The sequence below is a fragment of the Ktedonobacter robiniae genome, assembly GCF_016587375.1.
In the GTDB taxonomy this organism is placed as follows: domain Bacteria; phylum Chloroflexota; class Ktedonobacteria; order Ktedonobacterales; family Ktedonobacteraceae; genus Ktedonobacter; species Ktedonobacter robiniae.
On record NZ_BNJG01000001.1, the window covers coordinates 3,823,658 to 3,846,504 of the forward strand.

The window sequence follows — 22,847 nt, forward strand, 5'->3', positions numbered from 1 at the left end:
TTCCATCATTATGCTCAACTAGTACAGTAAGCCAAAATCTACAAATCCATGGTGGTACACCTCCATCTTCGCACAAATGCGATCACCTATTTTATTTCTGTGCGTACCCTTGCAAGCGCTTCTCGCGCTCTTCCCAGTCGGGCATGTAGGCGTAGAGAAAGAGTTTGAAGACTCTGCCGTGGTTGGGGGCAAGCTGGTGAACGAGTTCGTGGACGATGACGTATTCTCCCAGCGCTTTGGGGATTCGTAGGAGTATGGGGTCCAGGGTGAGCCAGCCTGATGAGGTGATAGTGCCCCACTGGGCCCCCAGCATCTGAAAGCGGACACGCGGCTCTTTGACGCCGATACGTGTTGCCCATTGACGGATGGCCCAGCGCATTTCCTCGTCATCGTACCAGGTTTCAGGTTGTCTCTTGTGTGTGGAAGTCTGTGATCCTTGTTTCAAATTCGTTCCAGCTTTATAAGTTTTGTGGCTACTTCCATGTATTTTACCACGCTACCCCAAGAGATCAGGACCTTGTACAGGAGCGCACGTAGTAGCTTCTCTTGCTGATTGTTCCATCTATAGTCTGGATACTGCATGAAGAGATCGTTAACCTCCTGAGCCTGTTGAGGCGTCACAGTGGGCATATCATAGCGTAATGCCATATAGATGGCAAAGGCATTAGCATCTAGACCAAGGTTTTGACGCTCATCACTTGCATGTACATACTGTTCAGTCAGCTTTTCATAGGTATCAAGGGCCTGTTGTGTGGCAATATGGCGCTCTTCATACTGCTGTGCAACAGCTTCGGCACGCTCCCCAATTGGTATGATATAAGGTTCATACGGCGCCTTTTCCTGAACCACAGCATTAAGTATTTTGCGCAGGTTGAGGAGCTTAATTGTATCGGAGACTCTACTCTCCTTGAGCATAGCCAGTTCTTTTGCTCCAAGCTCTCGAATAGCCCCTGGGAGTTGAAGCGGGCTGCTGGTTGTGTTCTGGCGAAGAAGCTCGCGGGTCTTACGTGTCAACTCTTTGTCCGGGCTTACAGCATCAAGGTCGCGTCGAACAAACATGAAGAGGTCAGCGAGAGCTTCATAATCCTCCAGATAGGGGCGCAGGAATGGCGAGGGCGAGAGCACCTCGTAGAGATTTTGCAGGCGGCGGAAGAAGGTCAAGAATTCTTCGCGGCGCTTCTTGTCACTATAGAAGAAGTCAACCGTCTTCTCTATGGCCTTATCATCCTTTGCGTGTGCATAGGGAAGATATTGAGGCGCGATCTCCTTCATCCAGGTCGCAAAGAGTTGCTTGAGCGTATCGATGTTCTCGATAACTGAGTCGACAACATCAGAGTCGAAGGCGAGCGCGCTCTCTAGTTTCTCAAAGATGCCGACGAAATCGAGGATAAAGCCGTATGGTTTCTTCTGTCCATCCTCGTCTTCATAGGGACGGTTGACACGCGCAATAGCCTGGAGCAAGACGTGATCGCGCATGGGCTTATCCAGATACATGCAGTAGAGAATGGGCGCGTCGTAGCCTGTGAGTAGCTTCTCAGTGACGATGAGGATCTTTGGTAATTTCTCCTTCTTGAGAAAGTCGCGCCGGACCGTCTTCTCTTCCTCCTCTCGAAGGGCATATTTCTTGAGATCACCAGTGTCATTATGAGCGGGAGAGTAGACAGCCTCAATCCAATCGCTGGGCAGGTACTGCTCAAGCGCCTTCTTGTAAAGGATACAGGCTTCGCGGTCAACAGCGACGAGCATCGCCTTGAAACCCATCTTGTCAATGTTATTCCGAAAATGTTCGGCGATATATTGGGCAATCTGCTCAATACGTTGCGGCGACTTCATAATCTCTTTCAGCTCGACCGCCCGATCCAGGATGGCATTCAACTCGCTAACATCGTTAACCCCCTCCACATCGGTCAAGCTGAGAAATTGCTTCTCCAATGTCTCGCGATCAACACGCAGCTGTGAGGGAGCAAGAGCATAGTTGAGCCGAACGGTGGTATTATCCTCGATGGACTCGGCAATGGAGTACTTGTCGAGATAGCCCTGCTCATCATCGGCGCCAAAGACCTTGAAGGTGCCTTTGCCCTGAGAGAGGCGATCAATGGGAGTGCCGGTAAAGCCGATATAGGTCGCGTTTGGAATTGCTCCCATGAGGTAGTCACCCAAGCCGCCCCCAGTTGTGCGATGTGCCTCATCGACCAGGACGATAATACTTTTGCGCCTGTTGCTTCGGCCACGGATCTTATCAAACTTGTGAATCATAGAGACGACCAGGCCGCGGTAGTCTGAATCAAGAATATCTTGCAAATCTTGCTTACTATTGGCCACACGCACATTGTTGATGCCATATGCCTGAATATTCTTGAAGAGCTGGCTTTCTAACTCATTGCGATCCACAATCATAATCACGGTGGGCTTCTCACCCTGGGGAGATTGCAGGAGACGCGCGGCGATGGTAATCATGGTGAGGGTCTTACCGCTTCCCTGAGTATGCCAGATCAAACCGTGATATTTTACGCCTTCATCGATGCGCTGCAAAACCTTCTCGACGGCTCGCACCTGGTGCTGGCGCAGGATGACTTTGGTCAAAATATCGTCTTTTGAGAGGAAGATAATATAGTCGCGCAAAACGTGTAGAAAACGGCGCTGATCAAAGAAGTTTTTGACCTTCTGCTCAAAATCGCCGGGGACAACGTCTTTCCAATTGAAGAGATTTTTGCGGCTAGTGCTCCAGGTCGCACCATAGTAGAAGTCAAAGAGTTGCGTGACCTCAAAGACCTGGGGGATCGTTAGCATCTCCGGCGTTTCCTGGTGATAGCGGCGAATCTGCTCTATACCCATACTCAGCCCATCCGTCGCGTTGGCTTTCTTTGTTTCTGCAATTGCCACAGGGAGGCCATTAATCAGGAAAACTACATCTGCCCTGTTCGTTACCAGACCGCTAGAATCTTTATGTCGCCACTCATCGGTTACTTGAAAGACATTGCGCTCGATACGCTCAAAATCGATCAGGCACACATTCAGTTCTCGGTTCTCTTCAGGAACAAAGATCGACTGCTCGCCACGCAGCCAGCGCAGAGCCTTACGATTCCCCTCAATGATAGGACGAAGCAGATTCAGCTGACGCATGACCTCCTCTGCCCGCTGCTCATTGAGCACACCCGGATTGAGCGCGAGCAACTGCCGCTTGAGTGTATCATATAAAAAGCGTCCAGTATCCCCTCGCCGCTCGCGCAGCGCATCGTCCCGCTTAAGACGCTTCCAGCCGACCTGATCCGCGTATTTGATCATCGGCTCCTGAACTGTCCTTCGTTCGCTGCTCACGGTTTGAAATCCCTTTCTACTCCACGAGCGGGAGTGCCGAAAGCTTGCCCGTCATTAACTCATCGAGAAGGGCGCGGAAGAGTTCCTCGTGTAATGCTATTTCGTTTTCAAGAGCTTTAATTTTGGAATCACATGTTTGTAAGATATTCACTATTTCTGCTTGCTCTGATTTACTTGGTAAAAAAATATCAAGCATACGTAACGAGGTGCCTGTTAAATTCTTTTGAATAGCTCCTGTCGCTAATTGCAAAACTCGTTTCCTTCCCATAGAGGAGTTAAGATAATATTTTAAGAAAACAGGATCTATTTGCAATGAAAGCCGGAAGCGAATTAAGAATGCCCCAGGTAAAACAGGCTTGCTAAATGCTGTAAAAACAGAGGCAATACCGCAGGTACCACTTCTTGTTATTACTAAATCTCCAGCTTGAAGAAAATGCTCTTCAAAAGCATCAGTGTCTAGCTGCGCAAATGGCATAGTTTCGTAATTGATGTTTCCGTCATCATCTAAATCAGTAGTCCGCAAAGTTGCAATATTGCCATTCGCATCATAACATGTAGAACTAAAACGGGGGCCAAAAGCGCTTGAATTGCATAGTTGCCCAAGCTTGACAACATTCCAGCTCGCTGGTGCCTCTCCTATATCAGTCTGTTTTGTTAGCTCATCTCGTGTGCCATACGTGAAGAGATACTGCATCAAGGCAGCCTTGCGCTCACGCTCCAATTCCAGCTCTTTGAGGCGTGCCTGAATAGTGTCTTGCGCTGATTGAAGGACGCGAGCGATAGCACGTTGTTCGGGGAGAGGTGGTATTACAACTGATAAATCAGTTAATGTAGCCTTATTGATTGACTCAAAAATCGTACCTGAACCTAGAGCTTTAATGTCCTTTTGCTTATGTAGGAACAGGTAAAATAAGAAACGATCATCTCCATATTTAAGCCTGATAGCTGCTAAGCCCCTGCCAATAATATAATTTTGATCTGCCAAATTGCAACTACCAACAGGGGCTCGCACAGAAACTAAAGTGCTTCCTTGCTCCGCAATTCTAAGCGGATTTGTACAGTAGGTAGATGGTATTGGATAGAGGTCTGTAAAATCCGCTTTTCCTTGCAGAAAAGGAAGACCTTGACCAGACTTATTATAAGTTTCTGAAGATGGAGATTGTCCCATCACAATATTGCTAATCTGTTCTAACTTTGCCTCAGTCCAATGTAAGGGATATGCATCTCTTTTTTTATTTGAAACTTGGCTGGTATTGCTTAACTCACCAGCACTATCTGCTGCAACTGATTTTGATACCAACATTTTAAATTTCCTCAAACAAAACCAACTTCGAAAGATTTTGTTGCAATACTATATCAGCCTCTTCTCTGTGCGCCTTTGCTTCAGCTAAATCAGCTAGAATAGCACTTACAGGACGATACACATTTTCTGTATCGACAGAAATAAAATGTGATGGGCTTAGATTGTAATCAGCATTGCGCGCTTCTTCAAGCGAGATGACGCGGCTCAGTTTCTCTTGGGTCTCCCAATTGCGATGGGCATCAGCAATAGCGGTAATGCCATCGCTAGTCAGTTCGTTCTTGGGTTTGCGCTTGACAAAGTAGTTCGAAGCATTGATGAGCAGAATCTGGTTCTTTCGCTCAGTCGGCTTATCACGATTAAGCAGAATAACAACGCCAGGAGCGGTAGTATTATAGAAGAGATTTTCAGGCAGCAAGATAACGCATTCTATGACGTCTTCTTCGACGAAGCGCTTACGAATATCACGCTCTCGATTACTAGATTTGCTGCCAGAACCACGCGAAACAGCACCCGTATCTAGCACAACTACAGCGCAACCAGAGGTATTGAGCGAGGCATAAATGTGCTGGAGCCAACCCCAGTCAGCTGAAGAGCGTGGTGGAATACCAAAGTGTGTGAAGCGTTCCCAGGAGTCATGCTCATAGAAAGACTCTTCATAGACATCCTGGTTCCACATAGGATTGGCGACCACGTAGTCAAACTTTTGTAGACCCGAACCTTTCGCGCCAAAGCCAGGGTTGGTGAAGGTATCGCCGATAGCAAAGCTAGCATCCGTGTAGTCATGCAGGAACATATTCATCTTTGCCATCGCGAAAGTGACAGAGTTCAGTTCCTGGCCAAAGAGCTTGGGAGCCTTGGCTTTATCCTCATTGTGCTCTTCATAATACATGCGTGCCTTGATGAGCAGACCACCGGAGCCACAGGTCGGATCATAAATTGTGCTCTGTGGGCGAGGATTGATCAGGTTGGCGATGAGCCAGCCGACCTCTTTCGGCGTATAGAACTCGCCCGCGCTCTGGCCCTGGCCCTCGGCGAACTTGCGCAAGAGATACTCATAGGTGCGTCCCAGGATATCAGGCTCTGCATTATGCAAGCCCAAGCGATGGCGGCTAATGATCTCAATCAGAGCGGCAAGACGATTATCATCCAGTGTGCGCTGGCCGCTCTGGCGCTCGTTATAGTCCTTCACATCGAGCACACCACGCAGAGGCGGGTTCTTATCGGCTACTGTGCGCATCGCTTCCGTCACAAACTCGCCCAGGCGTCCATCCGCGCCATGGTTGCGCAATTTGCTCCAGCGATACTCGTCAGGAATGAGGAAGCGCACAATAGGCTGCCTGCCTTCAAGCAAAGCTTGCTGGTGGTCAGCCAGAATAATCTGATAGGCCAGTTCCTCGCCACCATAGAGTTCAACATACTGCTGAAACTCATCATCAAACACATCCGAGAGGCGCTTATAGAAGATCAGCGGCAAAATAAAATCTTTATATTTCGGTGCATCAGCCGTGCCACGAATCACACAGGCCGCATCCCACAGCCATGTCTCAAGTTCAGAAATAGTCAGGTGATCGTCAGATTGAATCGCAAGGGGTAATGCTGATTGGCTTGCTGCTGTGTTTCCTGCCTGGTAGCTTCCACTTCTATTTTTCTTACGTGTCAAGGTCCGTCTCCTACCGTTAGTATGCGCAATATAGTTGTAGAGGTGAAAGTATTATACACGCATCTGTCTGTAAGAGAAAGATCTTTATCAAAGACAAAGAACCCAGCAACATCAGGCCAGCAATCTGTTCCTCGGTCAGTTTCCTCCTCAGCAATGAGATTGCAAGTCAGACACGAGAGGTAGCAGCCTTGCAACTCAAGCCTAACATCGTTACCAGCCAGAAAAACCTTAGCAGCACGAGCAGTTTCTTTCATCAATAAAGAAGCCCCTGGGTCAGAGATGGGTTCTGACTCAGGGGGTGTTTTTATTCCATCGAGAGAAAGGCTATAGAGATAACTCCCAGGATCAACCCTATAACCTGATAGATATTTACTTTCTCATTGTACAAAACATAGGCCACGATAAGAGCGCCAATAGCAGAAAGGACTGAGAACAAAACCGCCCCTTTTCCTAATTCGGCTCCTGTACGCAGGCTAATGAGCCATGCCGTATTTGCTGCAATGAAACCGATGATAGATAGAACTGCAAAGGCATATTTACCACTTAAGGCAAACTGCTTTGCCAGGATATCAGCGATCAACTCAAACGCCACGAGTAGTAAAAGAAACCAAAGCCATTTAGGCGGTACTGCCAGCCATTCCCTTATCATCTTATTTGTCTATCCTTTCTCGCTTCTCACGCACGCAATTTTGAAACCCACGCACGATAGGAGATGGGTTATAGTGCTCTAAATCTAGCTCCCAGGCATTTTCAGCAATATCGTACCGAGGACTAAAGTATAGCTTTCTAATCATCCTAAGCCCATCGTTTTCCTCTCCCATGTTCCCAGCTGCCCCTAAGGCGAAGGCGTAAAGTTTGCGTATATTTACCTCTGGATGATCACACCAGTAGCCTATGACGCTTTTCAGTAGTAGGTTGAAAAAGTGCCTCTTAGCAGGTCTAATGACGCATGATGCAATGTAACAAGAATATTCTTTATCAGGCTCATAGCTTAGAACGTGCTCTGAGTGTATCTCTTGTTCAGTCATCTCATCACGTAAGATCTTGAAGATATCTTCTTCTTGCATGGGAAGTAAGGTCAGACATCCCCAAATGTCCTTGCGGTTGTTTGCATCAAAAATGACACGTATTGCTGTCTGGTTCTTCTGCCACCATTGATACGTGATATTTGGAGGAGCTGAATTTTCAATACCATAAACTTCGCAGTCGAGAGCAAAGATATAGGGTAAGTCTTCCTTCGTACACCAGTCCGTTCTGGCATCACTTTTTGACTCAGTTTTTGCTTCACTGGCTTTGGTTCGTGGCTTTCTACTCTCCCAACGCTTATGGAGCTCTTCTTTAACCCTTAAGACATCCTCATATTTGTACTCATAACGGTCTTTACCTCCGCCTTCAGTCTCTTGCCTCTCTATATTTCTTGATTCAACGTAGTAGAAGAACGATTGCCGAGGTACTTGCAGCAATTCAGCCCCTTCTTTGGAGGATATATATTTTCCTTGCTCATCTTCCTGACTCATTATTGCCCACCTTTTCTCAAATTTGACTCGCACAACAATATTATAGTCAAAAAAACATATATAATCAATGCTGTCTGAGAATATGTATCTTGAGTCAATATTTGAATGAATTATATATTTTGAGTCAGAAAGTATTGACAAACGCATTCCTGACTGTTTATAATCTGATTGTAGCAAATTTGAGTCAGTAAAGAAGTTGACTCAAATAAAGCTGGGTACTTTAACAACGGAAATATGGTTTCGCTACCGAGTGAGCGCTGGCGCGTGCGTATACACGGCGTGCTGGGCTGACGAATGGGGTCAGACAATGGAAGCTCAAGCTTCTATCGTATGTTGCAAAGCAGCGATTACGCCCACGGTAGCATACGGCTGGTAAAGGCCGCTCACAAGCACTGGCAAGGAAAAGGAAGGGAGGGTATTAACGTTTCCCATCCGGTGCTTGTGCAAACTTCCCCTTTTATTGGTTGAGTTCTGACACCTTGTGAGAGTTGCCAGAACTGAGCCAATAGGAGGCTCAGCGAGTTTTGCAAGGAGGTTTATCAGCAATGAGCAATGGCGACCCAGGAGAAAGCACCGCCTTTTGCTCTGAGCTCCCATCTTTTGAAGAAGTGAGCCAGGTCTTACAGCATCTGGGTTTTCGCCTGGTTCGCCAGATGGGGGCAAGGACATGGAAGCACGTTCCTTCACTACCAGCCCAGTATCACTACCGTCATCAAGCAGATGAGATGTGCGAAGTGATCTTTCTGGCGGGAGAGGATCACGACGACGATGAGAAGACGTTACCCGCGCATCAATCGCGCTTCTTTGGCTGGTCAGGACGTAACCCACACTTGTACCAGCGCGTCAGGTCAGAGCTTTCCCAGCACTGGCCGCTCACATGGCAGGCTTCGGCCTAGCACACATTTGAGGAGGAACATCGCCTATGGCAATCACCGAACAGCAGTTGACCCAGGTCGAGCAGCTTCGCAAGAACATTCTCGACACCGTGAAACAGGGAGTCGAGGATGAGTACCTGCTGGCAACCTACAACGGTCTTCTACGGCATCTTGATAAGCGTCTCCCGGCAATTAAGCACCGCGTCGAGGGCAATACCTACAAGAACGAAAGCCGTGCAATCGTTCGTAGCCAGCGCCAGGCACGCGGCCAGAAAACCGGCGCATCTTCTAGTAAGTCGCAAGGTTCCGGTCAAAAAGCTTCGTAGTTTGCTCTCGGTTTCCCTCGGGGGTTTTCGTGGCAGTCAACTAGCAGTTGTTTGTCAGTGACCCCCGTTTTTGAGCTCAAATTAGTGGGTAACTTTCGGGTAACCAATGGAGATTTAAAATTTTCCCTTCCGTTTTTCAATCGGTTTTCATGAAAGGATGCATGCAAAATGCCTCAGGGAAAATCCCAAGCGTTTAGCAGTTGGGTTGGCTCTCAGTGGCGCAATCTGGGCAATCGGTTTAGCCAGTGGGGACAATCCAGAGGTGATCCGCTTCCCAGCCCCAAAGAAGATCCGCCTGCTGATGGTCCACGCACGATGGAAGCGCGCCTGGACCAAAGTTTTCAACACATGATGGCAGAAGTGGACGAGCTTGATAGCGAGAACTACAACGTTGAAGAACACGCTGAATACTTCTGGATCACGCTCGTCCGCTTTGTTCTGCCGCTCATCTTCTTCGTTGTTCTGGGCTATGAGGATGGCCTCTTCATGACAGGCTTCCACTACTTCAGCTGGGAGCCGTTTATCGCTATCATGTACGCCATTGGCTATGGCCTGGAATCCCTACGCGTGGCAATGGTCTACTCCATGAACTTCAGCAAAGGCGACGGCCGCAAGAAAGCCTATCGCGGTCAACTCATCGTCTGGCTGATCATGAGCCTGGGGTGTGGCGTCGCCCAACTTGCTTCAGCCCTGGTCATTCAAGCCCTGGGAGGAGATCAAGCCGTCTCAGGACAGAATGCGATTGCGCAAGGGGCCAAGACGATTCTGGCATCGATGCCCTGGCTGGTCTACCTTGCCATCATCCTGCGCGTGGCCCTCTGCGCGGTCGCTGACTGGGCCTGTAGCGGTTTCTTGCATCGTAAGAAGAAGAACATTGAGCAGAAGGTTGCCAGCATCACCACGCGGGCGCAAAACATTGCAACCCTCTCGCAAGCCCACATCAATGCCCGCTCAACCATGGATAACGCCAAGAAGTTTCAAGACATGATGGAGAGCCAGCGTAAGGAGCTAGAGGCCCTGCGCAAGCAACAACAGACGGTCTTCACGATGGTCTTTGACGCTGGTATGAAGCAGATGAAGCGCAATGCGGGAGCCGATGAGGGCGATGATCCGTATGCCGCTGGTGACGAGTAAGGTAGAAAGGAGGGTCGCGCATGCCAGCCAAACGGCGCTACACCAAGTATAGCTTTGAGGATACTCAACGGGCGATTCAGCACCAGCAGCGACAGGTTGGCGTGCGCATTCTTCCCGGCTCAGCCTCTCCGAGTGGGCGACGCATTCGCATCTACTCAGAAAAGCACAGGTGCGAACTGTGGACAGTCATTCTCGCTCGCTCCTCTGACTGGTACCGTTTTTGTTTAAACACGTATCACACGGGGCTAGAGGCCGCAATAGTGGGTACGCATGATTCATGTGTCTCGGTTCCCGTTCTGGCAATGGATAGCCTGGAATGGTATGAGCCATTCAAGATCCGCTTTGAACAATCCTTGCCCCCGGCCAGGGACTTACAAATACCTGGGAACCCTGACAAATTTGAACTTCTCAGAAGAACCACGTATGGCCATCGCGTGCTTATTGGCGCGCTCATTGTAGGACGGAAAGAGGCTGTAGCCCGATTGATGACGCTCCCAGAACGAACGCGCTTTCGTCTTGAAGCTGAAGTAAAGCGCTTGCGTCACCGTCGTGCAGGACGGCCGCTCAAGTTGTGGGATTAGTGAAAGGGAAACTTTTTCATGCACATTCTTGAGCAATTCGTGATCAACTTTCTTGTTGTGGTTGGCATCGTTACCATAAGTATTCTTCTCCTGGGGCTGCTTTTCAACAGGCCAAGAAGAAGAAGGTAGCCTCATAATCGCTTGTAGAGTGATCCTGTAGCAGATAGTGAAGAAAGATAGGAAGGAAAACCCACAATGTTTACACTTGCAGTTGGTCTCGTGCTCGGTGTGATTATTCTCGTTTGTGTGTGTAGCGGCCAAGACAGTAATGAAGGCAGGTAACGCGGCCCTGTAGCCTCATCTTTGGTAAAAAAGACAAAAAGAAAGCGCGGCTCTCTGCCTTAGTTTGGCGACTGACCAGAGATTGGCCGCGCGCGGACCAGAAGCCCACATGCTCAAGACATTATAGCATGTGGGCTTTTCTTTGGGAAGGAGGACCCACTATGCTTATCGTTGGTTGCATTCTGGTTTTGATTGGTTCCATTTGCTGGTTTACTGATAGGGGGCCACGGAGTAAAGGGGTAAGCGTCCCCTACCTGTTCTTGGCTGTACTGATTATTATCGCGGCCCTCTGGGTCTCGCTTGCACCTCAGACACTTCCAAAACTGCCGACCTTTGCCCCGCTCCCAGGACAAACAACCCTGTCAGGCTCAGACATCATCACGGGCAAGCCCACGATCACAGCACAGCAGATTGATAGTGTTCTTGCTCAGGCAGGCTCACCCGCGAAGGGGCTAGGCTCCCTCTTCTATGACCTTGGTGTGAACTCTGGCATCAATCCCGCCTACGCGCTGGCCTTCTTCCACCATGAGTCAAGCTACGGGCTTCGCGGCGTCGCGGCCCTGACGCACTCCATAGGCAACATCATTTGTACCAGTGGCTGGCCGCGATGTGTAGGGCGCTTTCGCTCCTACACCACCTGGTCAGATGGCCTCATGGACTGGTATCGACTGATCAAAAATGAGTACCTGCCTCAAGGCTGGAATACCCTGACAACCATCATTGCGCACTATGCGCCCTCTTCGGATGGAAACAGCGAGCAGGCCTATGTCCAGGCAGTTAGCAGCGACGTACAGCGCTGGTCTCGTGGGCTGGTGTAGTCATGGCTCGCTCTTCACAGTCTTCCTCTTCTCGTGGCCCTAGGCACACCAATGCCCAGGCCACGGTATGGTATCGCAAGCCCTTTAACCTGATGACTCCTGAAGAGGGTCAACGCTGGCTAGAGGGCTTGCGCAACCAGTTAGTACACAAACAACAACGCGAACGGGCCTATCTCGACCGGAGGGCGGTCCGTGGCACGCATACTCCCACAGACGACGCCTATGAAGCTGATCAAGTCCTTGAAAGCGAGCTGATCAGCCTTCTCGATAGGCTTCTTGAGGAAGCCAGGAAAGGAGAACAACAGCCATGAGTGAGCAGCTATGGGATGTCGTTCTTGCCCAGCTGGCACAGGCACAGCAGCAGACATCACGCCTTTGTGTTGGGTGCTGGTATAAGCAGCATACACTTCCTTTTCCTCCACAAGCCTCTTCGTGCCTTTGCCCGACGTGTGCGATTGAAACCAGAAAGCGAGATCACAGCCATGATGTGGCGACGCAGGCGCATGTATCCCCCTTGCTGGAAAGCTCTTTCTACAGCCTGTAAAGCGCGTGCGCAGTGGCAATGTGAGATATGCTGCGTGCATCAACAGGCCACACGACGCAGTAAGCGCACTGGTAAGCCCTATATTGTGTGGCTGCACGCGGCCCACGTCAAACTACATGATACGCTCAACTCCCAGCCTGCTTTGTTGTGTCTCTGCCCATCATGCCATGGGTACTACGATTTCTTGCTCCGCTTACGTGAGCAGGGCATTCGCCTGGAGCGCATCAAGCACCGTCAGCAGATACGAAAGCGTATCGCCTCTCTCGTCTCGTAAGCAGCATAAACGTGTCTCGGCTCTCTCATGGAGCCTTTTGATAGTAGGAGAATGCTATGAAGCAGCAAAAGCTTCCCCCTGGGTATGCAGTCGCCCAACTCGACGGCGAATGGTACCCCATCAAAATAGAAAAAATGCATCCAGAAGAGTTCATCTTCCTTGATCCCATCTTTGATGACGCTCTCGAAGATGCACGTTTCCCACGGCGGCAAGATGCCGTTGAAGCCTGCCTTCGCCATGAAAGCGATAAGATACAGCGCGAACAAACCAGCTGGTTCTGGCTAGCAGTGTACAGCGATGTCTACCCGGATCGCTGCGTACACTACATTGACGAGATTGAGGCACTCACCGGCAGGAAACCATATATCAGGTACGAGCACGGGAGCAGCCCCTACTGCTACAGCGTTGTGGTCAATGTGTACGCAGGTAGATGTCCTCACTGTCGGGCCTGGCAGGATGAGTGCTATATCTATGGCCTTACTATTGATGAGGCATTGGCCCAGGCCGCACAAGAAGCGTATGCGTCGCGCTGTCGCTGTCAGCGCATCGTTGAAGAGCACACCCAGGCGGTTGCCTAGAAGGGGAAACACATGCAGTACATCATACTTGCTATGAACCCCTTCATCATTCTTGCCGTCCTGGTCTGGCTCTTGATTCTTGCCTCCATCTGTTCACGTGGCGGGCGTAGACGACGAGCACGCAAGGCTCAGGCGCGCATGTGGCGAGAGGCTGAAGCGCGTGGAGAAATTACTATCCTTGATGATCGCGGCTCAGACCGCCCCACCCTCGCCATGAAGAGACGACGTGATTAGCTCAGTAACGTATGCTAGATAGCCCTTGTAGCGCCTGCTATGAGGGCTTTGCTTATGGAGAAGTAAACAGCAAATGACCGAAGAACAATTACAGTTAGGTGATCATGTGCAGATCATCAACCAATGGCCCAAAGGAGCCAAGGGAAAAGTGACACAGTTTGTACATGATCGTTCGTATGCAGAAAGTTTGGTGAAGGTCGTCTTTGACCGCCCCCATCGTTTAAAAGGCACTAGCTACCCATCTTCCTGGTATAAGCCCAGTAAGCTTCAGCGCATCTAGGCCCTACATTCAGTGATAGAACCAGCCCTTATAGCACCTGCTGTAAGGGCTGGTTGCATCATTAGTACACTGAGGCCGAGAAACATCCATGATAGCAGAGGAGAAAAAAACCAGGAGGAACCTATACCGAAACACGACATAGGAGTCGTTCTCAGGGAACAAGCGCTGGAAGCTTCACGAATATAGTAATGCCTTTTCCCTGCGATAATTCTGCCCAGATGTTTCCTCCATGCCTCTCGACAATCTTTTTACTGATCGTGAGGCCCAGGCCCCACCCTGGTATGGGTGAATATTCTACATCGGGTGTACGAAAAAAAGGCTCAAAAAGACGCACTAACTGCTCCTGGGAAAACACCGGACACTCGTTGTGGACTTGCAGCATGACATGGGTATCCTCTGCATGCGCACGCACAGAGATGTTGGTGTTTTCTGGTGAATATTTGACGGCATTGCTCACTAAGTTGACGAGGACTTGAGAGAGACGTTTGTCATCAGCTTGAAGCAGAAGAGGATCGGAAGGAAGCTCTAACTCAATAGTACGGCCGGAAAGCGCCTGTTGGTCCTCAATGACATCACGGCAGAGGTTTCCAAGATCACAAGGGGTCAGATGTAAGGGATTTCCCTCTGCGTAGACATTGCTCAGATCCAAGAGTTCCTCGACCAATGCCCGCAAATGGAGCGTGCGTTTTTCCATCACTCCTATATACTTCTGCACCGCTAACCAGTTTTCAGGGGTTTCTCCGAATTTTTCCAAACGAGATGAGAGGTGTTGTGTGCGGCCCAGGATCGTGGTCAGCGGCGTTCTGAGTTCGTGTGCTGCCCGTATAAGCACATAGTCTTTCAGCGAATTTGCTTGCTCAAGCTGGCTATTCACCTGGATTATGATATGCTGAGCAGCAAGAATCTGCCGGCGAGACCGCTCTAGCCATATCACGGTTACCAGCGCCACGAGTTGTGCCACGATGAAAGGCCCGACTATGATGCTATCCGCCACAATGTCAGAACTAAGAATATTGGGCGTGAGAAATTGGGTGATCACAAGTATCCCCAGCACCATAGAGACCAATGCGGGCCCAATACCCCAGATGAGGGCCACCATAATGGAGGCTAGACCAAAGGGGGCGCCGAGAAAAAGTGGGGCATGTGGAATATATTGGTCAATTTTTTCTAGAAGCGTCAGAGCTCCTATGAGGAGGAAACAAGCACAATACCCGAATAGAGGAGATTGTAACCAGGAGAAGCGGGGTTGATGGCTGTCCTCGTGGCTTTGAGACTGCTGAAAAGACTCTTTTTTAGGATGATGGCCATGTACCTTTGCGAGCATCAAAGTCTTAGAGATTCTCATCACTGCTGACCTTCTTTCAGGAGCTTGGCCAGATGAAACCTAATCTCTCTATACGGACACGTTTGGAAGGTAGGGGGTGTTTCTCTCTTGACGAAATTTGCTCATGGAATTGGTTTGGATTTTTCTTCCATTGCACCAGACTAGCCAGGGAAATATCCCTCTCCTACCAGTATAACCAGCCCTTATAGCAAAGGCTATAAGGGCTGGTGAAAGTTGAACTAGATAGGTCATTGTACGTGTACTGTCTGTTCCTTGCGAAGACACATTGGATTAACGTACAAAGTAGTGGTTCCACAATTTAGGCAAGCTAATGCTTGCAAATGAACTTCTTGCTGGGAGTTTTTAAGTTTTACGAGCATGAACGGGCTACATTCCACTGGTATACGTTGATCTCCGCATACTGGACAACTCAATGGATCTTGCTCTCGCATGAATACCCATTCCTTCCATGAATATGACACTTTCTTTTCTACACGCCTCTTTGGCAAGGAAAGTTTTAGCCTGCCCTTATAGCACCAGCTATGAGGGCTTTTTCTTTTGAGGTGAAACCTATGAGCCTCTCTGTTCTGGATGAATATATTGCTGGCCTGTATCAAGCAACACGGGTTGTTGTCTCAGTGAGTGGCGGTAAGGATAGCATCGCCATGTTGCTCCAGGTGCTGGAAACAATTCCCCGCGACCTGGTGATAACGCACCATCAAATTGTGTTGGAGGACTGGCCTGGTACAGTGGAGTATTGTGAAAGGGTTTGCCAACAGTTAGGCGTTCCTTTTTACTGCACACAGGCAAGCTACAGCGGCTATGAATGTCTAGAGTGTCACCATCGCTACCTGATCTCGTGTGCCACGCTTTCAATTCCCTGGTGTCGGGCGTGTGGCTCACGTCAAGCGGCTTACCTGCGCCAAGTGGAAAGTGTGCTTGACCTGGTGGAGTGGCGGCAAGCATGGCCCTCGTTGTCGGTTCGCTTCTGTACGTCCTACTTCAAGCGCGATAACTTCAACTCGTGGGCCAGGGCCAACGCTCACATGCTGGGTGAGCATCCCGTGATCTGCCTGGGTGAGCGGGCCTTAGAGTCTCGTGGACGTGCAAAGTTGCCTGTATGGCGTGTGCGTTCTGGCCTGAAGCAAGGATGGATGCATGAATGGAGACCCGTACTATCCTGGCGACGAGTCGACGTCTTTCAGAAGATGCGAGCCTACCAAGTCGAGCCTCACTATTGCTATGAGCTCCAGGGCATGAGTCAGCAGGATATGTATGAAACGGATATTGAGGGCGGCCCTCGGATGTCGTGCGTGATGTGTTTCCTCAAGAGTCCTGAGCAGCTGCGTACTGGCTACTACACCCAAGAGGGCCGGGCTGTGATGGAGCGAGCATTAGCAATTGAAGCCAAGACAGGACACACGATCCAGTATGGGCATGCTCTTGCTGAGATGTTGGCGTAAAAACATTCAGTCCTTACCATAAGGGCTTTTCTTTTGGGAAGAAACAAAAAACATCATGATGAGGCTTGTAAGAAACATCTACTCCATGCGCCTTGAGACAAAAGTACAAGATGCTTGGATAGGAGCCTATTGGAAGCAAGAACGATATGTGTTGCACATCTGGATTTGCTTTGTCCCGATGCTCCCTTTGCATATTATTGTGTTGCGATAGTTTTGTGGGGCGCGGTCTAGTAACGCGCGCTCTTCTCTATACCGGGTGGAGAGACCACCTGGAGGGCTGTTCTTGTCTCGAAAGGAGACTCATGATTAAAGCAATTCGCATTGTGTGGAGAATATTCAGCACCATTTTTATGGCCCTTCTGGTCTTTGTTCTGGTCTTAGTTGCTCAGCACGATCCTGCCAGGTTTTTCTCAGCGCTTGAAAGCGTGGGTATTGGGATTGGGGCTTCTCTTCTCATACTCGGCTTCATCTTCTGGCAATTCAAACGCAGATAAGGAGGTTCCTTCATGTTCAATTTCTGGCTCAAGTGGCGCTATCGATTGAAGTGGAAACGCGATTTACTTCTCTGGAAGTTGAAAGACTTCAACGAAAGCTACAACCCCTATGCGCGTATCGCAAACCTTACCAGGTACACCCAACGACTCAGTGACTTGCTCGACCATGCTTCGTGTGTGTGCGGGAAGCGCCTGGACCTAGAAAATGCCTATGGCTGTATCGAGTGCGAACACTGTCATGGTCTTGCTATTGCTGACTGGCCTCATCATTGCGATGCATACCTGGGAGACGGTCACTATTGGTGCAAGTTCTGCGTCGCTGACATGGCTTGCAAGTATCAGCTGGTCTCACCTGAAGAACAGGAAGACTTCCAGGCTGATCCTGATATCGCAGTCGAATGGGTTTCTATGCTTCCTGACAAACGATTTTTGCAACTGGTACAGGAGGCTGAGCAACGTTTGTCCTCTGTCGAAAATGGTGTGGGCGCGGTCGAGTGACACGCGCCCTTTCTTTTTCCCACGTTTTGTAACGCGTTCACAAGCGAAAGGAAGGTGTGTATGGCTTCAAAGCGTTGTCTTCCCACGCGTTTCTTTAAAGACCCCGATGTGATAAGCCTGAGTAGTAAGGACGCTCAATTGATTTTGATAGGCCTAGTGCTTCTGGCTGACGATGAAGGCCGCGAGCTGGCTCTTGCATCCCTACTCAGTCGCGAACTCGATTATAGTCCTGACCTGATTGAGCAAGTGCTTTCTGAATTGGAAGCCAATGACCTGATTATTCTCTACCAGGTCGGCCGACACCGTTACTACAGCCTGACCCGCTGGAAACAGTGGCAGAGTCTGAGTCTGGCAAAGATCACGCCTTCGAAGCATCCTGCACCGCCTTCTGAGAAGGGAGAAAAGACGGTTTCGCTTTCATCTTCAGACGAAAGCGAACATTCCCAGGGAGACGGCGGAATTCCCCAGGGAAATTCTGGGAAATCCAGCGAAAGTCCGTCCCAATATAATTTAAGTCAATATAATCTAAGTCAACGTAAGCGAAGTGAAGAGCAAGACTCCGAAGCGCAACCGTTACCGCCTGCAAATGTCATCCCTTTTCCTCCCAGCACCGACAGCGACGACGCCCATGGAGAGCAAAATCTTGAAGCTCTCACTGCTCAGGTCGCTACGATTCTCCAACTGCCTGCAAACGCTGCTCTGTCTCGCCTCGTGCATGAGTTCTCCCAGGAACCTGGTCTCTCACTGACAGGCGAAGCCGACGCCGCACGCGAATGGATTGATGATCGGCAGCGCAACCGCAAGGGGAAACGCATGTCACCCGCCTTTTTCCGTGAGTGGCTCAAACGAGAGTGCGCAAGCATACACAAACGACGATCGTCATTGTCTGAACATGAGGCGACGGGTACCGAGAGTAGGACGCCCACATCTCCCCCAACGAGTAAGAGCCTGGCCGGGAAAAGTTTGATGCACATGGAGCAGCAATACCAACAGTTCCAGGCCCAGCGCGGCCCGCGAAAGGGAGGATGACGCACGATGGTTGAACGACTTCCTCCCTCCAACCTGGAAGCAGAGGCCGCGCTTCTTGGAAGCCTCATCATCGACCCTGAAGCTATTGGCCTGATTGCTGACGTGCTCGCTCCTGACGACTTTTATCGCCATGCTCACGGTATGATCTACGACGCGATACGAGCCCTCTATGAGCAGCAAGAACCGGCCGACTTGGTGACACTCTGTGATGAGCTCAGCAGGCGCGGCAAACTGGAAGAAGTGGGGGACGCTGATTATATCACGTCTCTAGTGAGCTTCGTTGCGACAAGCGGCAATGTGGAATACTACAGCCGTATTGTTGCCCGTACGGCTCAGGCCCGGCGGCTCATTCATGCCGCTGGGCAAATCGCGACCACGGCCTACGAAGATGACGAGCAGGCCACAGAGAAAGCGGAACAACTCATTTTCTCGCTTTCGCAAAGGCGCGGCACATCTGACTTCGCATCGGTCAGTTCCATCCTAAGCGACTGTATCGCGATGCTAGAAACAGCCAGTAACCGCGAAGGGAAGCTGTTAGGCGTCCCAACGGGCTTCAATGCTCTGGATGTTCCCCTAGGTGGGCTACAACCCTCTGACCTGATCATCCTAGCGGCGCGTCCCGCTGTTGGCAAGACCAGCTTTGCCCTGAACGTGGCTTACAATGCGGCCTATCACCATCAGCAACGCGTGGCTGTCTTCTCACTAGAAATGAGTAAACAGCAGCTGGGCATGCGCCTTCTGTCCATGGCGTCCGAACTGGACCAGCAACGGCTACGGATGGGCTGGATTCAAGATCACGAGTGGGAAAAGGTGAGCGAGGCGGCGGCCACCCTTACCACAGGCTCCATCTGGATTGATGATACAGCTGGGATAACGCCCTCTGCCATGCGAAGTAAGGCGCGTCGCCTTCAGGCGCAGCAAGGGGTAGACCTGATCATTGTGGACTACCTCCAGTTGATGCATGTCTCCCAGGAGAAGCGCACGCAAAACCGCGAACAGGAGATCGCGGAGATCAGCCGCAACCTCAAAGCATTGGCAAAAGAATTAAACGTGCCTGTCCTGGCTCTCGCGCAACTCTCCCGAGCGGTCGAGAGTCGTCAGGCGAAAATTCCCCAACTCTCTGACCTGCGAGAGTCGGGAGCCATCGAGAACGACGCCGATGTGGTGCTCTTCATCTATCGCGAAGAGCTCTATAACCCTGACAACGAAGAGGCGCGCAACACGGCCGACATTATCATCGCGAAGCATCGCAATGGCCCTGTCGGTACCGTCCGGCTGGCCTTCAATGCCAGTCAAACGCGCTTTGCCCCTTTGGAAGTAACTTCTACAAGTGAGATGTCCGAATAACCCAGTCTATTGCTTGGAGGATACCAATATGCAGAAATCAATAAGGAAGGCTTCAGGTGAGTTACAGCCTTTACTAACAATTCCTGATGTTGCGAAGACGCTCAATGTCTGCGAGCGCATGGTATACAAGCTGATTGATTATGAAGGATTGCCCACGATATCGCTGGGCCGATCAGTGCGGATTAACCCTGTTTCGCTCAAGCAATGGCTTGCAGACCGTGAAAATAAACGTTAGGAGAGAGTATGGGGCGCAGGAAACATGGCGAAGGGACGCTTTTCAAGCGTGCTGATGGTCGCTGGCAAGCTAGTTTTGTAGCCTCTGATGGCAAGCGCAAGTACTTTTATGGTGAAAAGTCGTCTGAAGCCCTTGAGAAGATGCGCAAGGCGATGCAGGAAGACCAGAAAGGTCTTCTTGCATCTGGCAAGCGTGTGCTGCTGAAGGACTACTTGCCTCAGTGGCTAGAGCTTGTAGCAAAACCACAGGTGTTTCAAGGTACCTATGTCCAATATGAAGCTACGGTCAAAAAGCACTTGCTTCCCGCCTTTGGTCATATCATGGTGCATAAGCTGACGGTTCAGCAAGTACAATCCTTCTATGCAAAGAAATTGGAAGAAGGGTTAGCACCTGGAACTGTCATTTACATCCATAGCATTCTTCACATGGCTCTAGATAATGCAGTAAGTTGGGGGCTTATCTCTCACAATGTGACTGACAAAGCAAAATTGCCTAAGAGAAAGCGCCCTGACCATCGCGTCCTGAGTTTAGAAGAGGCTAAGACGCTGGTGAAGTTTGCCCGCGCTTCTCGCTTGGAAACGCTGCTGATTATGGCCCTGACAACCGCCATGCGAAGAGGCGAACTTCTTGCTTTACAATGGAGTGATATCGATTTTGAGAAGAAAACACTTCAGTTAAGGCGCTCTTTCAGAAGAGTGGGCAATGTGGGGAATATTGTCAAAGAGCCTAAAACTAAAGCAGGTCAACGCCGAATTATGCTGACTGATTTTGCGATAGAGGCCCTCAAAAGACATAAGCAGTTGCAAGAAGAGCAGCGTGAAAGATCTACAAATTGGCGTGATCTTGACCTGGTGTTTCCCAATACACTGGGAGGATATTGGAGCCCTGATTATATGGTGTTAGTGTTTAAGAAAATGCTTACCCAGGCCCAGCTTCCTCAAATAAGGTTTCATGACCTGCGTCATAGTGCAGCAACTCTGCTCCTGGCAATGGGTGTACACCCTAAGCTAGTACAAGACTTGTTGGGACATAGCAAAATTGCTACCACAATGGATACCTACTCACATGTGCTACCTTCAATGCAAAAGGAGGTTGCAGATAAGATGGGTTTAGCTTTTACATTTGAAGAAGATCAGGAGGATGAAAAAGACCAAAAAGAGGAGGATCAGGGGGACGAAAAGGACCAAAAAGAGGAGAATTGATGTAGAAATTGATGTAAAATAGTAGGTGTACATTTTTTCCATAACATAAAGCCGCTTTTTAAGCGGCTTTATTGTTTTCTGTTGGGAGATTCTTAGGAGTGTAACGTATAAGAACGCAAATAGTTATCACTTTTAAGGTCAAATTTCTGTTTCTACAGAAATTCATTGAAAATAGTAATTAAAGAGGGTGAAAAACGTAAAAAAACAGAAAAATCTCTTTTGCAGGTTTGCACGTTTCAAGATAACGTCAGCCTTTCCCTTCAGGAACCTTGTTTTGCCAAATGCAGGAAGGAAAGCAACCAAAGAGAATGTAGGGTCCCGGACATCGAAAACAATCCATTTAGATGAAGTGGCTCAGTACGGGTGCCCATAGATAAATGCCAATGAGGAGGCCTGCAAGGAAGGAGAGAAAGAGTGCCCCAAGAAACAGTAGCAAGGTGAGTGGACGGCCTTGTTGGGTCCCAGGTTTCAAGGAATGCTGTGGTTGTAAGTGGGAAAGTGTGATGGGTTGCAGAGGGGGGATGCCTGGTGGTCGCGCGACTTTATCGGTATCGACCTCGCGCTCATCATTGGCTTGTCGTGTTGTGACAGAAGGGATGTGGTCGCGCCCTCCCTGTAAGGCCACGAGGTGTGGACGTCCTGCCCTGGCGAAGCGAGGGAGAGACGTTGCGGTGGTATTTTGTTGCTGTGTATGTGAAGATGCATATGCGCCACTGGACACCTGGCGGGAGGGCGAGGTGAAGATGTGTGCATAGAGTGAAGCATCTGGTGCGACGCGCGGGATGTGGGCAAGTAGAGTATCAAAATAGCGAAAATCCGCAAGGGCCTCACTACAGGAGCGGCAATATTGAAGGTGGTAGGTTATCTGTTGATAGATATCGGCTGCGAGCTGTGCGTCAAGGTAGGGGCTGAGAAGTTCCTTGACCTGCTCGCATTTCATTTTGCCGCTCCTCCCTGTTCCAAAGACCGATAATGCTCTCGAAAGGACTGACGTGCGCGCGATAGGTACATTTTTACGCCGCTCTCAGCGATGTTGAGGGCGTGTGCGATCTCGCTGTAGGAGAACCCCTCCTGTGTATAGAGGATGAGGGCCGCCCTATATTGTTGAGGCATACGGCGAAGCGCGGCACGTACCAGCTCAGTGGTGCCATAAATTTCCTGTGGATCCGCGCTCTCAACATCGGCTGGTTCATGATCGAGGTCTTGCCAGGGTAACCAGGCAATCAACTTGCGGCGACGGAGCGCATCATAAGCGGTATTCGTCGCGATACGATAGAGCCAGGCCGACAATTTGAGATTAGAATCCATTTTAGGAAGGGCGCGAAAGGCCTTCAAGAACGTGTCTTGCGTTAGGTCGTCAGCCTGTTCGCGGTCACCCACTAAATGATAGACATAGTTATAAATAGCTGTCTTATACTCGTCGTAGATTTGCTCAAAGGACCAAGTACATTCCTTTGTTTCCACCCGGGCCATGCGTTGTTATCCCTTCGATGGCTACAAATTATCACCTTGTCCGTTCCAAGCAAGAGAT

The 22,847-nt window shown here is 49.9% G+C and carries 27 protein-coding genes; 18 read left to right on the top strand and 9 right to left on the bottom strand.

Features of this window, described 5'->3' with window-relative positions:
* Nucleotides 1-91: 91 nt before the first annotated feature.
* From JMJ04_RS15955 to JMJ04_RS15980, 6 genes are all read right to left on the bottom strand, one after another.
* Nucleotides 92-445 (bottom strand): M48 metallopeptidase family protein, encoded by a 354-nt coding sequence (locus JMJ04_RS15955; protein ID WP_201371449.1) that lies wholly within the window; start codon nucleotides 443-445, stop codon nucleotides 92-94.
* Nucleotides 442-3,318, bottom strand: coding sequence for a type I restriction endonuclease subunit R (locus JMJ04_RS15960; RefSeq protein ID WP_201371450.1), 2,877 nt, complete (start codon nucleotides 3,316-3,318; stop codon nucleotides 442-444). The genes JMJ04_RS15955 and JMJ04_RS15960 overlap by 4 nt, the downstream gene beginning before the upstream one ends.
* 16 nt (nucleotides 3,319-3,334) lie before the next feature.
* Nucleotides 3,335-4,621, bottom strand: a complete 1,287-nt coding sequence (locus tag JMJ04_RS15965; RefSeq protein WP_201371451.1) for a restriction endonuclease subunit S — start codon at nucleotides 4,619-4,621, stop codon at nucleotides 3,335-3,337.
* A gap of 1 nt (nucleotide 4,622) precedes the next feature.
* The gene (locus JMJ04_RS15970; protein WP_201371452.1) at nucleotides 4,623-6,281 is read right to left on the bottom strand and encodes a type I restriction-modification system subunit M; all 1,659 of its coding nucleotides are present in this window, start codon (nucleotides 6,279-6,281) and stop codon (nucleotides 4,623-4,625) included.
* A 304-nt stretch (nucleotides 6,282-6,585) separates the two neighbouring features.
* Nucleotides 6,586-6,930, bottom strand: a complete 345-nt coding sequence (locus tag JMJ04_RS15975) for an EamA family transporter (protein WP_201371453.1) — start codon at nucleotides 6,928-6,930, stop codon at nucleotides 6,586-6,588.
* Nucleotide 6,931: 1 nt separating this feature from the next.
* A complete protein-coding gene (locus tag JMJ04_RS15980) occupies nucleotides 6,932-7,798 on the bottom strand; it encodes a hypothetical protein (protein ID WP_201371454.1) in 867 nt (288 codons plus the stop codon).
* Nucleotides 7,799-8,343: 545 nt separating this feature from the next.
* Here JMJ04_RS15980 and JMJ04_RS15985 point away from each other — a divergent pair.
* The 11 genes from JMJ04_RS15985 (at nucleotide 8,344) to JMJ04_RS16035 (ending at nucleotide 13,724) form a co-directional block, all read left to right on the top strand.
* Nucleotides 8,344-8,694, top strand: coding sequence for a hypothetical protein (locus JMJ04_RS15985; protein WP_201371455.1), 351 nt, complete (start codon nucleotides 8,344-8,346; stop codon nucleotides 8,692-8,694).
* A 26-nt stretch (nucleotides 8,695-8,720) separates the two neighbouring features.
* Nucleotides 8,721-8,999, top strand: a complete 279-nt coding sequence (locus tag JMJ04_RS15990) for a hypothetical protein (protein WP_201371456.1) — start codon at nucleotides 8,721-8,723, stop codon at nucleotides 8,997-8,999.
* Between the two features lie 168 nt (nucleotides 9,000-9,167).
* On the top strand, nucleotides 9,168-10,133 hold the full coding sequence (locus JMJ04_RS15995; protein WP_236038038.1) for an ABC transporter permease: 966 nt from the start codon (nucleotides 9,168-9,170) through the stop codon (nucleotides 10,131-10,133).
* Nucleotides 10,134-10,153: 20 nt separating this feature from the next.
* Nucleotides 10,154-10,714 (top strand): hypothetical protein, encoded by a 561-nt coding sequence (locus tag JMJ04_RS16000; protein ID WP_201371457.1) that lies wholly within the window; start codon nucleotides 10,154-10,156, stop codon nucleotides 10,712-10,714.
* Between the two features lie 443 nt (nucleotides 10,715-11,157).
* The gene (locus JMJ04_RS16005; protein WP_201371458.1) at nucleotides 11,158-11,814 is read left to right on the top strand and encodes a glucosaminidase domain-containing protein; all 657 of its coding nucleotides are present in this window, start codon (nucleotides 11,158-11,160) and stop codon (nucleotides 11,812-11,814) included.
* 2 nt (nucleotides 11,815-11,816) lie between these two features.
* Nucleotides 11,817-12,125 (top strand): hypothetical protein, encoded by a 309-nt coding sequence (locus JMJ04_RS16010; RefSeq protein ID WP_201371459.1) that lies wholly within the window; start codon nucleotides 11,817-11,819, stop codon nucleotides 12,123-12,125.
* A complete protein-coding gene (locus tag JMJ04_RS16015) occupies nucleotides 12,122-12,358 on the top strand; it encodes a hypothetical protein (RefSeq protein ID WP_201371460.1) in 237 nt (78 codons plus the stop codon). Before JMJ04_RS16010 ends, JMJ04_RS16015 begins: the two co-directional genes overlap by 4 nt.
* Before the next feature lie 34 nt (nucleotides 12,359-12,392).
* A complete protein-coding gene (locus JMJ04_RS16020; protein ID WP_201371461.1) occupies nucleotides 12,393-12,632 on the top strand; it encodes a hypothetical protein in 240 nt (79 codons plus the stop codon).
* 56 nt (nucleotides 12,633-12,688) lie between these two features.
* Nucleotides 12,689-13,210, top strand: coding sequence for a hypothetical protein (locus tag JMJ04_RS16025; RefSeq protein WP_201371462.1), 522 nt, complete (start codon nucleotides 12,689-12,691; stop codon nucleotides 13,208-13,210).
* A gap of 12 nt (nucleotides 13,211-13,222) precedes the next feature.
* Nucleotides 13,223-13,444, top strand: a complete 222-nt coding sequence (locus JMJ04_RS16030) for a hypothetical protein (protein WP_201371463.1) — start codon at nucleotides 13,223-13,225, stop codon at nucleotides 13,442-13,444.
* A 73-nt stretch (nucleotides 13,445-13,517) separates the two neighbouring features.
* Nucleotides 13,518-13,724 carry a hypothetical protein gene (locus JMJ04_RS16035; protein WP_201371464.1) on the top strand — a complete coding sequence of 69 codons (207 nt, stop codon included), beginning with the start codon at nucleotides 13,518-13,520 and terminating at the stop codon, nucleotides 13,722-13,724.
* 151 nt (nucleotides 13,725-13,875) lie between these two features.
* Here the strand turns inward: JMJ04_RS16035 and JMJ04_RS16040 are convergent, their stop codons facing one another.
* Nucleotides 13,876-14,763, bottom strand: a complete 888-nt coding sequence (locus JMJ04_RS16040) for a sensor histidine kinase (RefSeq protein ID WP_201371465.1) — start codon at nucleotides 14,761-14,763, stop codon at nucleotides 13,876-13,878.
* Nucleotides 14,764-15,620: 857 nt separating this feature from the next.
* Here JMJ04_RS16040 and JMJ04_RS16045 point away from each other — a divergent pair.
* From JMJ04_RS16045 to JMJ04_RS16075, 7 genes are all read left to right on the top strand, one after another.
* Nucleotides 15,621-16,511, top strand: coding sequence for a phosphoadenosine phosphosulfate reductase domain-containing protein (locus JMJ04_RS16045; protein WP_201371466.1), 891 nt, complete (start codon nucleotides 15,621-15,623; stop codon nucleotides 16,509-16,511).
* 302 nt (nucleotides 16,512-16,813) lie between these two features.
* A complete protein-coding gene (locus JMJ04_RS16050; RefSeq protein WP_201371467.1) occupies nucleotides 16,814-17,005 on the top strand; it encodes a hypothetical protein in 192 nt (63 codons plus the stop codon).
* Nucleotides 17,006-17,017: 12 nt separating this feature from the next.
* Nucleotides 17,018-17,503, top strand: coding sequence for a hypothetical protein (locus tag JMJ04_RS16055; RefSeq protein ID WP_201371468.1), 486 nt, complete (start codon nucleotides 17,018-17,020; stop codon nucleotides 17,501-17,503).
* Nucleotides 17,504-17,563: 60 nt separating this feature from the next.
* The gene (locus JMJ04_RS16060) at nucleotides 17,564-18,532 is read left to right on the top strand and encodes a helix-turn-helix domain-containing protein (RefSeq protein ID WP_201371469.1); all 969 of its coding nucleotides are present in this window, start codon (nucleotides 17,564-17,566) and stop codon (nucleotides 18,530-18,532) included.
* A 6-nt stretch (nucleotides 18,533-18,538) separates the two neighbouring features.
* On the top strand, nucleotides 18,539-19,879 hold the full coding sequence (dnaB, locus tag JMJ04_RS16065) for a replicative DNA helicase (protein ID WP_201371470.1): 1,341 nt from the start codon (nucleotides 18,539-18,541) through the stop codon (nucleotides 19,877-19,879).
* A 28-nt stretch (nucleotides 19,880-19,907) separates the two neighbouring features.
* The gene (locus JMJ04_RS16070; protein ID WP_201371471.1) at nucleotides 19,908-20,114 is read left to right on the top strand and encodes a helix-turn-helix domain-containing protein; all 207 of its coding nucleotides are present in this window, start codon (nucleotides 19,908-19,910) and stop codon (nucleotides 20,112-20,114) included.
* An 8-nt stretch (nucleotides 20,115-20,122) separates the two neighbouring features.
* A complete protein-coding gene (locus JMJ04_RS16075) occupies nucleotides 20,123-21,316 on the top strand; it encodes a tyrosine-type recombinase/integrase (protein WP_201371472.1) in 1,194 nt (397 codons plus the stop codon).
* A gap of 340 nt (nucleotides 21,317-21,656) precedes the next feature.
* Here JMJ04_RS16075 and JMJ04_RS16080 read toward each other — a convergent pair whose 3' ends face one another.
* Complete coding sequence (locus JMJ04_RS16080; RefSeq protein WP_201371473.1) at nucleotides 21,657-22,256, bottom strand: anti-sigma factor family protein; 600 nt, start codon at nucleotides 22,254-22,256, stop codon at nucleotides 21,657-21,659.
* On the bottom strand, nucleotides 22,253-22,789 hold the full coding sequence (locus JMJ04_RS16085) for an RNA polymerase sigma factor (RefSeq protein ID WP_201371474.1): 537 nt from the start codon (nucleotides 22,787-22,789) through the stop codon (nucleotides 22,253-22,255). The genes JMJ04_RS16080 and JMJ04_RS16085 overlap by 4 nt, the downstream gene beginning before the upstream one ends.
* Nucleotides 22,790-22,847 lie beyond the last annotated feature (58 nt).

Excerpts from the sequence above, each read along its gene's own strand:
- JMJ04_RS15965 (WP_201371451.1), bottom strand. The coding sequence starts at position 4,621 with ATGTTGGTATCAAAATCAGTTGCAGCAGATAGTGCTGGTGAGTTAAGC.
- JMJ04_RS15975 (WP_201371453.1), bottom strand. The coding sequence starts at position 6,930 with ATGATAAGGGAATGGCTGGCAGTACCGCCTAAATGGCTTTGGTTTCTT.
- JMJ04_RS15980 (WP_201371454.1), bottom strand. The coding sequence starts at position 7,798 with ATGAGTCAGGAAGATGAGCAAGGAAAATATATATCCTCCAAAGAAGGG.
- JMJ04_RS15985 (WP_201371455.1), top strand. The coding sequence starts at position 8,344 with ATGAGCAATGGCGACCCAGGAGAAAGCACCGCCTTTTGCTCTGAGCTC.
- JMJ04_RS15990 (WP_201371456.1), top strand. The coding sequence starts at position 8,721 with ATGGCAATCACCGAACAGCAGTTGACCCAGGTCGAGCAGCTTCGCAAG.
- JMJ04_RS15995 (WP_236038038.1), top strand. The coding sequence starts at position 9,168 with ATGCCTCAGGGAAAATCCCAAGCGTTTAGCAGTTGGGTTGGCTCTCAG.
- JMJ04_RS16000 (WP_201371457.1), top strand. The coding sequence starts at position 10,154 with ATGCCAGCCAAACGGCGCTACACCAAGTATAGCTTTGAGGATACTCAA.
- JMJ04_RS16005 (WP_201371458.1), top strand. The coding sequence starts at position 11,158 with ATGCTTATCGTTGGTTGCATTCTGGTTTTGATTGGTTCCATTTGCTGG.
- JMJ04_RS16010 (WP_201371459.1), top strand. The coding sequence starts at position 11,817 with ATGGCTCGCTCTTCACAGTCTTCCTCTTCTCGTGGCCCTAGGCACACC.
- JMJ04_RS16015 (WP_201371460.1), top strand. The coding sequence starts at position 12,122 with ATGAGTGAGCAGCTATGGGATGTCGTTCTTGCCCAGCTGGCACAGGCA.
- JMJ04_RS16025 (WP_201371462.1), top strand. The coding sequence starts at position 12,689 with ATGAAGCAGCAAAAGCTTCCCCCTGGGTATGCAGTCGCCCAACTCGAC.
- JMJ04_RS16030 (WP_201371463.1), top strand. The coding sequence starts at position 13,223 with ATGCAGTACATCATACTTGCTATGAACCCCTTCATCATTCTTGCCGTC.
- JMJ04_RS16035 (WP_201371464.1), top strand. The coding sequence starts at position 13,518 with ATGACCGAAGAACAATTACAGTTAGGTGATCATGTGCAGATCATCAAC.
- JMJ04_RS16045 (WP_201371466.1), top strand. The coding sequence starts at position 15,621 with ATGAGCCTCTCTGTTCTGGATGAATATATTGCTGGCCTGTATCAAGCA.
- JMJ04_RS16050 (WP_201371467.1), top strand. The coding sequence starts at position 16,814 with ATGATTAAAGCAATTCGCATTGTGTGGAGAATATTCAGCACCATTTTT.
- JMJ04_RS16055 (WP_201371468.1), top strand. The coding sequence starts at position 17,018 with ATGTTCAATTTCTGGCTCAAGTGGCGCTATCGATTGAAGTGGAAACGC.
- JMJ04_RS16060 (WP_201371469.1), top strand. The coding sequence starts at position 17,564 with ATGGCTTCAAAGCGTTGTCTTCCCACGCGTTTCTTTAAAGACCCCGAT.
- dnaB (WP_201371470.1), top strand. The coding sequence starts at position 18,539 with ATGGTTGAACGACTTCCTCCCTCCAACCTGGAAGCAGAGGCCGCGCTT.
- JMJ04_RS16070 (WP_201371471.1), top strand. The coding sequence starts at position 19,908 with ATGCAGAAATCAATAAGGAAGGCTTCAGGTGAGTTACAGCCTTTACTA.
- JMJ04_RS16075 (WP_201371472.1), top strand. The coding sequence starts at position 20,123 with ATGGGGCGCAGGAAACATGGCGAAGGGACGCTTTTCAAGCGTGCTGAT.
- JMJ04_RS16080 (WP_201371473.1), bottom strand. The coding sequence starts at position 22,256 with ATGAAATGCGAGCAGGTCAAGGAACTTCTCAGCCCCTACCTTGACGCA.
- JMJ04_RS16085 (WP_201371474.1), bottom strand. The coding sequence starts at position 22,789 with ATGGCCCGGGTGGAAACAAAGGAATGTACTTGGTCCTTTGAGCAAATC.